This window comes from Achromobacter pulmonis (genome assembly GCF_002885955.2).
Classification (GTDB): Bacteria; Pseudomonadota; Gammaproteobacteria; order Burkholderiales; family Burkholderiaceae_B; genus Achromobacter; species Achromobacter pulmonis_A.
On the sequence record NZ_POQS01000012.1, the window covers coordinates 38,401 to 51,860 of the forward strand.

Annotated in this window: 9 protein-coding genes and 1 pseudogene; 9 read left to right on the plus strand and 1 reads right to left on the minus strand. The window is 62.9% G+C overall.

From position 1 onward, the window contains the following. Positions 1 to 7: 7 nt before the first annotated feature. The 3 genes and pseudogenes from C1I89_RS31345 (at position 8) to C1I89_RS31355 (ending at position 3,101) form a co-directional block, all read left to right on the plus strand. Entirely contained in the window at positions 8 to 1,003 is a 996-nt protein-coding gene (locus C1I89_RS31345) for an NAD(P)/FAD-dependent oxidoreductase (protein ID WP_258231562.1), read from the plus strand. Between the two features lie 74 nt (positions 1,004 to 1,077). Beyond that, positions 1,078 to 2,376, plus strand: a complete 1,299-nt coding sequence (locus C1I89_RS31350) for a phospholipase A (RefSeq protein WP_102776146.1) — start codon at positions 1,078 to 1,080, stop codon at positions 2,374 to 2,376. Positions 2,377 to 2,414: 38 nt separating this feature from the next. Continuing rightward, positions 2,415 to 3,101 (plus strand): annotated as a pseudogene (locus C1I89_RS31355) (MarC family NAAT transporter). Positions 3,102 to 3,497: 396 nt separating this feature from the next. Here C1I89_RS31355 and C1I89_RS31365 read toward each other — a convergent pair. Continuing rightward, positions 3,498 to 4,166, minus strand: a complete 669-nt coding sequence (locus tag C1I89_RS31365) for a TetR/AcrR family transcriptional regulator (RefSeq protein WP_102776147.1) — start codon at positions 4,164 to 4,166, stop codon at positions 3,498 to 3,500. Between the two features lie 240 nt (positions 4,167 to 4,406). Here C1I89_RS31365 and C1I89_RS31370 point away from each other — a divergent pair, with 240 nt between their 5' ends. From C1I89_RS31370 to C1I89_RS31395, 6 genes are read left to right on the plus strand one after another with little or no spacing between them, the layout of a single operon-like run. Then, positions 4,407 to 6,170 (plus strand): PHA/PHB synthase family protein, encoded by a 1,764-nt coding sequence (locus C1I89_RS31370; RefSeq protein WP_102776148.1) that lies wholly within the window; start codon positions 4,407 to 4,409, stop codon positions 6,168 to 6,170. A 1-nt stretch (position 6,171) separates the two neighbouring features. After that, the gene (gene fabI / locus C1I89_RS31375) at positions 6,172 to 6,942 is read left to right on the plus strand and encodes an enoyl-ACP reductase FabI (RefSeq protein ID WP_258231563.1); all 771 of its coding nucleotides are present in this window, start codon (positions 6,172 to 6,174) and stop codon (positions 6,940 to 6,942) included. A gap of 12 nt (positions 6,943 to 6,954) precedes the next feature. Beyond that, positions 6,955 to 8,478, plus strand: coding sequence for an efflux transporter outer membrane subunit (locus C1I89_RS31380; protein ID WP_440130678.1), 1,524 nt, complete (start codon positions 6,955 to 6,957; stop codon positions 8,476 to 8,478). Beyond that, the gene (locus C1I89_RS31385) at positions 8,475 to 9,554 is read left to right on the plus strand and encodes an HlyD family secretion protein (RefSeq protein WP_102776151.1); all 1,080 of its coding nucleotides are present in this window, start codon (positions 8,475 to 8,477) and stop codon (positions 9,552 to 9,554) included. Before C1I89_RS31380 ends, C1I89_RS31385 begins: the two co-directional genes overlap by 4 nt. Positions 9,555 to 9,564: 10 nt before the next feature. Continuing rightward, positions 9,565 to 12,330, plus strand: a complete 2,766-nt coding sequence (rbbA, locus tag C1I89_RS31390) for a ribosome-associated ATPase/putative transporter RbbA (protein ID WP_102776152.1) — start codon at positions 9,565 to 9,567, stop codon at positions 12,328 to 12,330. Between the two features lies 1 nt (position 12,331). Next, a complete protein-coding gene (locus C1I89_RS31395) occupies positions 12,332 to 13,456 on the plus strand; it encodes an ABC transporter permease (protein ID WP_102776153.1) in 1,125 nt (374 codons plus the stop codon). The last annotated feature ends 4 nt before the right edge of the window (positions 13,457 to 13,460 follow it).

A 13,460-nucleotide genomic window follows, 5' to 3' on the forward strand; every position in this document is an offset into this window, starting at 1 on the left:
GTTGGACTTGTTCAGAGGTTCCCTAATTGTCGAAGAGCGCGCGATAGCCTGTGATGTCCTGGTACTGGCCCTGGGCAGCCGGGCCAACGACTTCGGCACGCTTGGCGTCGCTCAGCATTGCCACTTCATTGACAGCCAGATCCAAGCAGAGGCATTCAACGCGACATTGCGCGCAAAAGTCACACGCGCCGTCGTCCAGGATGAGGCCCTAAGGGTGGCCATCGTAGGTGGAGGCGCAACCGGCGTTGAATTGGCGGCCGAACTGAGCCACTTGCTGGAAATCGCCTCGAACTACGGCGACCCCGCGGTACGCGGACGACTGGAATTGACTTTGCTGGAAAGCGGCTCCCGTCTACTTTCCGCCTTTCCGCCTGCCATCTCGGCTTCGACGGAGGAGTTGCTTCGCAAGATCGGCTTTCAGGTACAGACCGGCAAGCGCGTCACAGCGGCTGCATCCGAGGGACTCACATGCGACGATGGATCAGCCGTGCCAGCCGATCTGATGGTTTGGGCTGCTGGCGTGAAGGCGCCGGACTTCCTGACAGGAATCGATGGACTGGAAACCAACCGCTCCCACCAGGTCATCGTCCGCCCGACCCTACAAGCGATCGAGGAGGACAGGATTTTCGCACTCGGGGACTGCGCAAGCCTCCAATTACCAGAAAGCGACCGTCCCCTGCCGCCGACTGCTCAGGTGGCAACCCAGCAAGCGATGCATCTCGCCCGACATCTTCCCCGCTGGTTAAAGGGGGAAAGGCTTCCCGACTTCGGCTTTCGCGATTACGGCTCGCTGGTTTCGCTCGGCGACTACAACGCTTTCGGAACGCTGGGTCGTTACGGTCTGTTCCGCGGTGGGTTCATTCAAGGTCGATTCGCACAGTTCAGTCATGCCATGCTCTACCGTCGCCATCAACAAGCGCTTCATGGCTTACCCAAAGCGACCATGCTATGGCTAGCCGAGCGTATCAACGGCATCGTCCAACCTCGCATTCGCATGAGCTGACATGCAGATCAATAGACCGTTCGACCTTGATTGAAGCGCCACAACGGCTTCCCATTCACCCACGAGCCATCTGCATGTCGTTTTTCTCTACGTGTCGGCCAAAAGCCACTTGGCGTTGCGCAATCGTTGCTGTTGCATCAGTCATAGCCACCTCACCTGCCTCGGCAGGTGTCACCTACCGCTTGGATCGGCCAGTAGCCGCTCCCGGAGAAACAGTCCACCTCGAAGCTATGTATTACAACGATGGGGACGCCAGCGTTCGCTGGACCACACCGCGCCATCTGGTGCTGCAGTGGCGCAGTCCGGGCGGTATTCTACGCACCGTGGCGACTCTCCCTGGTGAACCCGCAACTCTCAGCATCCCGGTGGACAATTTCGCACGCGTACGTTGGGATGTCGTGGTGCCAGCGCAAGCACGCGGTATACAAGCGATTTCCATTGAGGGTGAAGCCGCCCTGCTGGCGCTCGAAGCCGCAGACCCGGACCATGGACAGTCATTAGCGGCCACGCCAGCCACTGTTCCGGTGGTGGACCCGATCACCGGTATGCCACTACCTCCCGCGCAAGTATCGGAAATCGGGGCCTCGTCTACGGCGGGTCCGGCGCCGGCAGATGCGGTAGCTGCCGGCGGAACAGCCGGCTCGCAATCGGCGTTCGATAGTTTCCGCAGCGCCCTGTCGACTTACCAGCCCTCTTATTTCGTTGTCGGCACGCGTGAGCGCACCACCGCTCGCTTTCAGCTCAGCGCCAAGTACCGATTGTTCACCCCCCCCAGCGACCGGCCGGCTCGCTTCTTCGAGAACGTTTATTTCGGCTACACCCAGACCTCGTTGTGGGACTTGCAAAGCGACTCGCGGCCCTTCATCGATACGACCTTCAATCCCAGCCTTTTCTGGCTGTCGGACAAAGTCTGGCAGTCTCAGGATCATGTCTGGCGTTTGGGCATCAACGGGGGCGTGGAGCACCTGTCCAATGGCAAAGATGGAGAAGACTCTCGTTCAGTCAACGACGCCTATCTGCAGCCTGCGCTGAACTACCGCTTTGCCGGCGGAAGCACACTTAGCTTCGCTCCCAAAATCAAGGGGTATTTCAGCAAGGGTAGCGAAAACTCCGATTATGCCGACTACGCCGGCTACGTAGACTGGACCCTGCGATGGGCGCAGGATAAGGGCCCCGTTCTTTCGGCCATGTACCGCCAGGGCAGCCAGAGTCGTCGAACCACTCAAATCGACTTCGCATGGCCCCTACGATCGTGGTTCGACCTGAACGGCTACGTCCACCTGCAATACTTCAACGGTTACGGCGAAACACTGCTCGGTTACGACCAACGCAATAGGTCACAATTCAGAATCGGACTTTCGATCGTCCCATGATTCGGCTGGATTGATGTCCTTGGATTCTAGACGCGCTTATGGATGAACTCATTCAGCTTGGACAATTGGTAAGCATTGGACTGGCCTTGTTACTACCGCTAGCCAATCCCCTGACTTCAATGACGCTGCTGTTGTCGCTCGGAGGACGGCTTTCTTATCGAGAACGTCAACGTCAAATCACCGAGGCAGCTTTCTATGTAGTAGGCATCATGCTGGTCGCCTATTACGGTGGTTCCTGGATCATGCAGACCTTCAGCATTTCCATTCCCAGTCTGAGGATCGCGGGGGGCCTGATTGTGGGCAGCATTGGATTCAGCATGTTGTTTCCCTCATCCCGCATAGACGACACTCCATAGGCTGATGCAGTGTCAGAGCAGTTGGATAGCAGACAATCAGCCAATATCGCGTTCGTCCCACTGGCGCTTCCGGGCACCGCAGGCCCAGGGACAATTGCAATGCTCATCAGCAGCGCCGCGTCCGTGAACAACTCGAAGGTTGCAGCCTATGCGCCATGGGTACTGGACATAGGCCCGATAATCGTATTTGCTTTGCTCGGTTTGCTTTTCTGGATAGTTCTGCGCTTTGCAGACAGGATTGCGAAGGCACTCGGAGCTGGCGGGGTCGAAGCGATTTCGCGAGTCATGGGCTTTCTGCTGGTATGCATGGCGATCCAGTTCTTCATAAACGGCGTGCTGGAAATCGTGCGTGACTACGCAGCAGGGTGATGCACACCGTTCCCCACCTCATCGTTTGCGAGCATTGCGACACCCTGTACCAGCGTCTCGCAATCTGCGATCCGACGAAGTTGCGCGTTGCGAAACCTGCGGCGCCATGCTGCGCCGGCCCGTCCGGCCGGCCGGACATCGATATGGCTCGCCCTGACCGTCGGCGCCGCGATCATGTTCGTCTTGGCCAACGTCTAAGCAGTCGTGCGCATCAGCCTGCGAGGCCTGCACAGCGAAGGAAGCCACGCTCTGGCAATCCGCCGTCGAGCTGGCCCACGGGCCAGCCGCGCCCATGGCCGTGCTCACCGCACCGAGCTGTCCATTATCGTGGAGCCGTTCCTGCAGATCAGCCTGCTGGGATGGTAAGCACTTCCTAATGAAGTAGGGCAGCTAAGCTTACTGCCTACCATGCCCGGCGCCAGCCGTGTCCGTGCCAAACGCTTCTAGCAGATATTGTCGATGAATCGCGCGTGCAGTCTGCATGGACACCGGGCAGCCGTCGGCAAACAGCATCTGTAGAACAGCCCCAAAGACAGCAGGCGAAGCGGCCATGAGAAAATTCGCGGACAAGAGGGATCGCCGCATTTTCCCTGACCGGATGCAGGAATCGACCACGGCCTGCTGCCGGGCCCACTGGGGTTCCAGCACGCGTATTCGCCATTGCTTCATCAGATCAGGGGGCACACGGGAACTCTCCGCCAAAATAAGCCGCAACGCTGCCAGGACAGTCGGCTCGCGCAATCTGCTGTAGACGTAATCAAGATAAGAATCCACGATCTCGGGCAGCGAATCCGCTTCTTGCGGTGTCCATGTGGCCTCCCCTTCCATCGGCGCCAGCAGGCGCGTCAGCATTTCCTCAAAGATTTCGTCTTTACTGCGGTAGTGCGCGTAGACGCCGCTCTTGGTTAGACCTGCTCGGGCACCGATACGCTCGACGGTAGTGTTGACGTACCCATTCGATGAAAACTCCTGAAGTGCGGCCTCGAGAATTTCGACCTTGCGTTCCGTCGAAGGCAAGTAGCGCCGACGGCCCTTCGATGCATCCCCTGTGTTTCTTGGCGACAAACGCGTCTTCTCCTGTCTCGGTACAGACTGCCTGTGGCAAGCCCGCTGATTCGGGACATTTTAGTTCATCGTAGCAAGCCGCCCCAACCGTCAGCCGAGGCAAACATCGCAGCGCTGCCGGCCCGGCCAAGATGGAAACTCACGCGACTTTGATATTAATCAAAAATAATGCCTTCCTTTCTGATTGTGCACTGCGTTACGATGCTAAGATAAAAAACCGTCTAAATGGTTTTTTTAGGAATGTCTGTAGTGACAGCCAATGCCTGCAATGAGATAGAACAACGATCCAAAGAAGATGCCCTGGACGCACAAGCGCATGCTGCGTGGGCACGGGCATGGGCCTCCCTCTCTCCTGAGTCCACCCTCACCGCCTGGATGAACTGGGCCAGCCACCTGGCGACCAGCCCCGGCAAGCGCATGCGCCTGCAGCGTCTGGCGGCGCAGCAACTGGCGCGGCTGGTCGAGCTTGCCAGCCAACGGATCGCCACGGCGCCCGACGCAGCCGCCGCCGGCGCGACGCCCGCCACCGACCGGCGCTTTGCCGACCCCGCCTGGAACCATTACCCCTTCGATCTACTGCGCGAGGCTTTTTCCATGCAGGGGCGCTGGTGGGACGAAGCCACCACCGGCGTCTGGGGCGTGGATCCGCACCATCAAAAACTGGTGCAGTTCGGCGCCCGGCAGATGCTCGACGTGTTTTCGCCCGGCAACTGGCTCTTCAGCAATCCGGTGGTGATCGAGCGCACCCTCCAAGAAAACGGCGCCAATCTCGCGCGTGGCATGTCCTACTACCTCGACGACGTCCGCCGGCAGATCGTGGGATTGCCGCCGCCCGGCACCGAGCAGTTCGAGGTGGGCCGCGACGTGGCCACAACCCCCGGCAAGATCGTGCTGCGCAACCGTCTCATCGAACTGATCCAGTACTCGCCGACCACGGCACAGGTCCATCCCGAGCCGATCCTGGTCGTCCCGGCGTGGATCATGAAGTACTACATCCTCGATCTTTCGCCGCACAATTCCCTCGTCAAGTATCTGGTCGACCAGGGCCATACCGTTTTCTGCGTGTCCTGGAAAAACCCGGGCAACGCCGAACGCGACCTGGGCATGGACGACTATCTCTCGCTGGGCATCGATGCCGCCCTCACGGCCATCAACGCCATCGTTCCGGGCCAGAAGATCCACGCCACCGGCTACTGCCTGGGCGGCACGCTCATGTCCATCGCCGCCGCCGCGGCCGCCCGCGATGGCGACGAACGGCTGGCCTCGCTCAGCCTGTTCACCGCCCAGACCGATTTCAGCGAGCCCGGCGAGCTCGCCCTGTTCATCGACGAGAGCCAGGTCGCCCTGCTCGAAGCGCAGATGGCCGAGACGGGCTACTTGCGGGCCGATCAGATGGCGGGGGCTTTCCAGATGCTGCGCTCCTACGACCTGCTCTGGTCGCGCCTGGTCAGCGAATACCTGCTGGGCGAGCGCCGTCCCATGAACGACCTGATGGCCTGGAACGCCGACGCCACCCGCATGCCGGCCAGGATGCACTCGCAATACCTGCGCCGCCTGTTCCTCGACAACGATCTGGCCAAGGGGCGCTATCCCGTCGGGGACCGCGCCGTTTCGCTGGCCGACGTCAAGCTGCCGATCTTCTGCGTGGGCACGGCCACCGACCACGTGGCCCCATGGAAGTCCGTCTACAAGCTGCACTACCTGTCGCCCGCCGAGATCACCTTCGTCCTGACCAGCGGCGGCCACAATGCCGGCATCGTCAGCGAGCCCGGGCACCCGAGGCGGCGTTTTCACGTGCGTACCCGGCCGGCCTACGGCGCCAACATCGCCGTCGACGAATGGACCGCCTCGGCCACCGAGCATCAGGGCTCATGGTGGGAACAATGGCTGGCCTGGCTGCAGGCCCGCTCAGGCGACAAGGTCAAGCCGCCGCGCATGGGCGCGGCCAGCAAGGGCTACACGATCCTGGGCGACGCGCCAGGCGACTATGTCACGGAGCGCTGACGTGACATTCGCGGCCCTACAAGGAAAGAAAGGCCTCGTCGTAGGCATCGCCAACGAACACAGCATCGCATGGGCCTGCGCCCGCGCGTTCCACGAGAGCGGGACGAAGCTGGCAGCCACATGGCAGAGCGACAAGGCGCGTCCATTCGTGGCCCCTCTGCTGCAAGAGATTCAGGCCGATATCCAGCAACCGCTGGACGTCGCGAACGACGCTCAACTACAGGACATATTCGATGCCATCGGCCGCCAATGGGGCCGTCTCGATTTCCTGCTGCATTCGGTCGCCTTCGCGCCGAAGGCGGATCTCCAAGGACGTGTCGCCGACAGTTCACGCGCCGGGTTCCTCACCGCCATGGACGTCTCCTGCCATTCGTTCGTGCGCATGGCGCGTCTGGCGCAGCCGCTGATGAGAGACGGTGGAAGCCTGATGACCATGAGTTTCCTGGGCAGCTCGGAAGTGGTTCCGAACTATGGGCTGATGGGACCAGTCAAGGCCGCTTTGGAATGCACGGTCCGCTATCTCGCCGCCGAGCTCGGTCCAGACGGTATTCGCGTCAACGCGGTGTCGCCGGGGCCGATTCCCACTCGGGCCGCATCCGGCTTGGCCGACTTCGACGATCTGGTTCAGGACAGTACGCGACGCTCGCCACTGCGCCATACGCTTTCCATCGACGATGTCGGCCCGCTCTGCGCCTTTCTCGCCAGCGACGGCGCCCGGGCCATCACGGGGATGACCATCCACGTGGACGGCGGCTACCACATTCTCAATTGACCCGACGTACTCATGCCTGCAGCCCTTCCCTATCCCTCTTCGCTTGCCGGCGCCATCGCAGCGCCGGCGCGCGCGATGGCGCTCGGCGCCCTGACGGCGGCCCTCGCCGGCTGCATGTCGCTGGCGCCGCCCCACGACACGCCGCCGCAGCCAGTGCCCCAGACTTGGGCGCCAGATCTGGTGGGCGCCGACACCGGCATCGCGGCCCCGGCACTCGCATGGCGGCAATACTTTACAGATCCCCTGTTGCAGCGCCTGATCGACACTGCACTGCGGAACAATCGCGACATGCGTGTGGCTGTGCTGCGCGTCGAAGAGGCGCGAGCAGCATTCCAGATCCAACGCGCTGACCGCTTTCCCACGTTGGGCGTTCAGGGACAGGGCGGACGCGCGCGCGTGCCAGGCGATCTCAACCTGACGGGGCAACCTCGCGTCTCGGGAGAATACCGGGCGGAAGTCGGCTTGAGCACCTGGGAACTGGACCTGTGGGGCCGCGTACGCAACCTAAGCGAGTCCGCGCTGCAGTCCTGGCTGAGTACCGACGCGGCCCGCCAGGCCGTGCAAGTGTCGCTCATCGCGCAGGTGGCCGATGGCTATCTGGGTTTGCGCGAACTCGACGAACGGGTGGCAATCGCGCAAAAGACACTGGCCAGCCGTGCGGAATCCTATCGCATCTTCAGCCGCCGCTATGAAGTCGGCTCTACGTCCCGGCTGGACCTTACGCAGGTGCAGACGCTGTTGACGCAAGCGCAGAGCCTGCACGCGCAATTGGCGCAATCTCGCGCCGCGCAATTGCACGCCTTGGCGCAACTGGTCGGCGGCGACCCGGGCGCCTTGCCTCCCCAGGGACCGTTCGACGAAACCACCGTGCTGGCGGAACTCGCGCCGGGCCTGCCTTCCGCGCTGTTGACGGCTCGCCCGGACATTGTCGCGGCAGAACACCGGCTGCGGGCCGCGCAGGCAAACATCGGCGCCGCTCGTGCCGCATTCTTCCCGCGCATCGCACTGACGGCCGCCTGGGGCACCGCCAGCGCCGAGCTCGACGGCCTGTTCGACGGCGGCAGCCGGGCCTGGACCTTCCTGCCGGCACTCTCGCTGCCCATCTTCGATGGAGGCCGGCGGCGGGCCAATCTGGAGCTCAGCGAAGTGCGCCGCGAAGTGGCGGTGGCCGAATACGAAAAGACCATTCAAACCGCCTTCCGAGAAGTGGCCGACGCGCTATCGGCGCGCCGTTGGCAAGGCGAACAGCTGTCCATCTCGCGCGTGTCGCTAGGAGCGCAGCAAGAGCGTGCCAGGCTGGCCCAGCTGCGCTACGACAACGGTTCGGCAGCTTATCTCGAAGTGCTGGATGCACAGCGCGATTTGCTCAGCGCGCAACAAGAACTCGTCCAGGCGCGCCGCGCATTGCTTTCCAGCCAGATATTGCTGTACGCCGCCCTCGGCGGCGGCGCCGCCGAACCGCTCCCCGAAGCAGCAGCTGCGCGCACCGCTGCCGTCCCCCCCTCCTCTTCGACCACACCGACTGAATCACCATGACGCTATCTCCCGCCTCGAGGAAAAAAATCCTTTTTGCCGTAGCCGCCGCAGGCGTCTGCGCACTGGCCTGGTGGGGCTGGACCAGGCTGCAGGACAATGGCCCAGGAGACGGCTTCACCAGCGGCAACGGCCGCATCGAGGCGACCGAGATCGACATCGCCACAAAGCTGTCTGGCCGCATCGAACAGATCCTGGTCCAGGAAGGCGATTTCATCAGGGCCGGGCAACCGCTGGCGCGCATGCAGACCGACACGCTGCAGGCGCAGCGCGAAGAGGCGGTGGCTTCCCAGCGCCAGGCCGAACAATCCGTCGCGGCGGCCGACGCGCAGGTCGCGCTTCGGGAAAGCGACGCCGTGGCCGCGCAAGCAGTAGTCACGCAGCGTGAAGCCGAACTGGATGCCGCGCAGCGGCGCTTGGCACGTTCACAGACACTTTCCAAGGAAGGCGCCTCGTCGGTCCAGGAACTAGATGACGACCGGGCGGCGGTGCGCGGCGCGCAAGCTGCCGTGGCCGCCGCCAAGGCGCAAGCCAGGGCCGCAGCTGCCGCCGTCAATGCCGCGAAGGCGCAGCGCGTGGGAGCTCAGTCATCGGTGAATGCAGCCATCGCCACGGTCGCGCGCATCGACGCCGATCTGCGCGACAGCGAACTGAAGTCGCCGCGCGACGGCCGCGTGCAGTTCCGCGTCGCCCAACCGGGCGAAGTGCTTGCCGCTGGCGGCCGAGTACTCAACCTGATCGATCTGTCCGATGTCTACATGACGTTCTTCCTGCCCTCGGCGGTCGCTGGCCAGGTCGCCCTGGGCAGCGAAGCGCGCATCGTGCTCGACGCCGCCCCCGCCATGCCGGTGCCCGCCACCATTTCCTTCGTCGCCAGTTCCGCGCAGTTCACCCCCAAGAGCGTGGAAACCTCCAGCGAACGCCAGAAGCTGATGTTCCGGGTCAAGGCGCAGATCGCGCCGGACTTGCTGCGAAAGCATCTGGATCAGGTCAAAACAGGGCTGCCGGGCGTGGCCTGGGTCAAGCTGGACAAGCAGGACGCGTGGCCTGTTTCCCTGGCCTCGCCTTTCGCGCAATAGGGCTCAAGCCATGGTATCCGGACAAACCACTGCCCCCGTCGCCAGCGTGAAACAGGTGCGGTTGCACTATGGTTCCACTGTCGCGCTCGACAACCTCGATCTGGACCTGCCCGCCGGCCGAATGGTCGGCCTGATCGGCCCGGACGGCGTGGGCAAGTCCAGCCTGATGTCGCTGTTGGCGGGCGCCCGTGCGATCCAGGACGGTACCATCACCGTGCTGGGCGGCAACATGTCGAGCAAGCAACACCGAGACACCGTTTGCCCACGCATCGCCTATATGCCGCAGGGACTGGGAAAGAACCTCTACCCGACGCTGTCAGTGGAGGAAAATCTACAGTTCTTCGCCCGGCTGTTCGGCCACAGCGAGGCTGAGCGGCGTCGGCGCATCGACGATCTCACCCGCAGCACGGGCCTGCATCCCTTCCTTGCACGGCCGGCCGGCAAGCTTTCCGGCGGCATGAAGCAGAAGCTGGGCTTATGTTGCGCATTGATCCACGACCCCGATTTTCTGCTGCTCGACGAGCCCACCACTGGCGTCGACCCGCTGGCCCGCGCGCAGTTCTGGGATCTGATCGACCGTATCCGCGGCGAGCGACCCGGCATGAGCGTACTGGTGGCCACCGCCTACATGGACGAAGCCCAGCGCTTCGACTGGCTGGTCGCGATGGACGACGGCAAAGTGCTGGCTACCGGTACGCCCGGCGAACTGCTCGAACACACCCATAGCGCCAGCCTAGAAGAAGCCTTCATCCGCCTGCTGCCCGACGAGAAAAAGCGAGGCCACGAACCGGTAAGCATTCCGCCCCTTCAGGCGGACGATCAGGACATCGCCATCGAAGCCCAGGGTCTCACAATGCGCTTTGGCGACTTCACGGCCGTGGACCACGTATCGTTCCGTATCCGCCGCGGCGAGATTTTCGGCTTTCTCGGCTCCAACGGCTGCGGCAAGTCCACCACCATGAAAATGCTGACCGGCCTGCTGCCGGCCAGCGAAGGCGAAGCGTGGCTGTTCGGGCAGAAAATAGACTCCAGCGATATCGCTACGCGCCGCCGGGTCGGCTATATGTCGCAAGCGTTCTCGCTTTACGGAGAACTGACCGTGCAGCAGAACTTGGTGCTACACGCGCAACTCTTTCATGTGCCTGAAGACCAGGTCGCCGGCCGGGTCCAGGAAATGGTCGAACGCTTCGGGCTGGAGCAAGTACTGGACAAGCTGCCCGACGCCATGCCGCTGGGCATGCGGCAGCGGCTGTCGCTTGCCGTGGCCATGGTACACAAGCCAGACCTGCTGATCCTTGACGAACCGACCTCCGGCGTGGACCCGGTGGCGCGCGACAACTTCTGGCGGCTGCTGATCGAGCTGTCGCGTCGCGACAAGGTCACCATCTTCATCTCCACGCATTTCATGAACGAGGCCGAGCGTTGCGACCGCATGTCCATGATGCACGCGGGCAAGGTGTTGGACAGCGACGCGCCCGCCGAACTGGTGCGCAAACGCAAGGCCAGGACGCTGGAGGAAGCCTTCATTGGCTACTTGCTCGAAGCCGGCGGAGAACAACCCGCTGCCGAACCATCCTCAGCTGACCCGCCTGCCGCCGTGCCGACGCCGGAGCAGACCGGTCAGCCAGCAGACGCGGACACGCTACGCGGCTTCAGCCTGCGCCGGCTGCTGACCTACAGTTGGCGGGAAGCGCTGGAACTGCGGCGCGACCCGGTACGCGCCACTCTGGCGCTGGCCGGCTCCCTGATCCTGATGTTCGTCATGGGCTTCGGCATCACGATGGACGTCGAGAATCTGCGCTACGCCGTGCTCGACCACGACCAGTCCACCCTCAGCCAGAACTACGCGCTGGAGCTTTCCGGTTCGCGCTATTTCTCCGAGCAGCCGCCCATCACCGATTATGCGGATCTCGACCGGCGCATGCGCAGCGGCGAGCTTTCCCTGGCGGTGGAAATTCCGCCAGGCTTCGGGCGCGACCTGCTGCGCGGCCGTCCGGCCGAAGTGGCGGCGTGGGTCGACGGCGCCATGCCGCAGCGCGCCGAGACCATCCAGGGCTACGTGCAGGCCATGCACCAGCAATGGCTGGGCGAGAAAGCGCGCGAGCAGCTCGGCGACCACGCCACCGCCGGTTCGGCCACGATACAGGGCCGCTACCGCTACAACCCCGACGTGGCCAGCCTGCCCGCCATGGTGCCGGCCGTGATCCCGCTGCTTCTGCTGATGCTGCCGGCCATGCTGACCGCTCTGGCGGTTGTGCGCGAGAAGGAACTCGGCTCCATCATCAACCTGTACGTCACGCCGATCACGCGCACCGAGTTCCTGCTGGGCAAGCAGTTGCCCTATGTCACACTGGCCATGTTCAATTTCCTGTGCATGAGCCTGCTCGCGGTGACGGTATTCGGCGTGCCCGTCACCGGCAGTTATCCGACGCTGGCCATGGCCACCCTGGTGTTCTGCTTCGTCTCCACGGGGATGGGGCTGCTGGCGTCCACCATCACCAGCAGCCAGATCGCGGCCATGTTCATCGCCATGATCGGCACGCTGCTGCCCGCCGCGCAACTTTCGGGTTTGCTCAACCCCGTATCGTCGCTCGAGGGGGCCGGCCGCCTGGTCGGCGAGATCTATCCCGCCACGCATATGTTCACCATCAGCCGCGGCGTGTTCAGCAAGGCGTTGACCCTGCGCGACCTGCAAGGCGCCTTCTGGCCGATGGCGGCCGCCGTGCCCGTCATCCTCGGCGCGGCGGTAGCGCTGCTCAAGAAGCAGGAGCACTGACATGCATAAGCTGAAGAACATCCTCCGGCTGGGGCGCAAGGAACTATGGAGCCTGGCGCGCGACCCCATGATGCTTATGCTCATCGTCTACGTGTTCACGGTTTCCATCTACACCTCCGCCACCGCCATGCCGGAAACCCTGCATAACGCGCCCATCGCCATCGTCGACGAAGACCAGTCGCCGCTGTCCGCGCGCATCGCCTCGGCGTTCTATCCGCCCGATTTCACGCGCCCACGCATGATCACGCTCAGCGACTTGGACGCCGGCATGGATAGCGGCGAATACACCTTCACGCTGGACATTCCTCCTAATTTTCAGCGTGACGTACTGGCCGGACGCAATCCCGAAATCCAGCTCAATATCGATGCGACGCGGATGAGCCAGGCATTCGCCGGCAACAGCTACATTCAGCAGGTCGTAATGGGCGAAGTCGACACTTTCGTCAAGCGCTACCGGGACAAGGCCGACCTGCCGGTGGATCTGGCGCTGCGCGCCCGCTTCAATCCCAACCTCGAACAAAGCTGGTTCGGCGGCATCGTCGAGCTGACCAACACCATTGCCATGCTTACCATTGTGCTGACCGGCGCCGCCCTGATACGCGAGCGCGAGCACGGCACGATCGAGCACCTGCTGGTCATGCCCGTCACCCCCGGCGAGATCATGATCTCCAAGGTCTGGTCAATGGGCCTGGTGGTGCTGGTCGCCACCGCCCTGTCGTTGAACTTCGTGGTGCGCGGCTTCCTGCAGGTTCCCATCGAAGGGTCGATCCCGCTGTTTCTCTGCGGGGTGGCCCTGTGCCTGTTCGCAATGACGTCATTGGGCATCTACATGGCCACGCTGACTCGCAGCATGCCGCAATTCGGCCTGCTGCTGATGCTTACGCTGATGCCCATGAATACGCTATCGGGCGGACTCACCCCGCGCGAAAGCATGCCCGCCTTCGTTCAGAACATCATGCAGTTGGCGCCAACCACCCACTTCGTCGATATCGGGCAGGCGATCCTGTTTCGCGGCGCAGGTCTGGATGTCGTCTGGAAACCGTTTTTGGCGCTCTTTGTGATCGGTGCGGTGCTGTTCGGCCTGTCCCTTGCGCGCTTTCGCCGGACCATCAGCCAGATGGCCTGAAACT

Bases quoted from the DNA above. Each gene is read 5' to 3' on its own strand.
- C1I89_RS31350 (WP_102776146.1), top strand. From the start codon at position 1,078: ATGTCGTTTTTCTCTACGTGTCGGCCAAAAGCCACTTGGCGTTGCGCA.
- C1I89_RS31395 (WP_102776153.1), top strand. From the start codon at position 12,332: ATGCATAAGCTGAAGAACATCCTCCGGCTGGGGCGCAAGGAACTATGG.
- C1I89_RS31370 (WP_102776148.1), top strand. From the start codon at position 4,407: ATGTCTGTAGTGACAGCCAATGCCTGCAATGAGATAGAACAACGATCC.
- rbbA (WP_102776152.1), top strand. From the start codon at position 9,565: ATGGTATCCGGACAAACCACTGCCCCCGTCGCCAGCGTGAAACAGGTG.
- C1I89_RS31380 (WP_440130678.1), top strand. From the start codon at position 6,955: ATGCCTGCAGCCCTTCCCTATCCCTCTTCGCTTGCCGGCGCCATCGCA.
- C1I89_RS31385 (WP_102776151.1), top strand. From the start codon at position 8,475: ATGACGCTATCTCCCGCCTCGAGGAAAAAAATCCTTTTTGCCGTAGCC.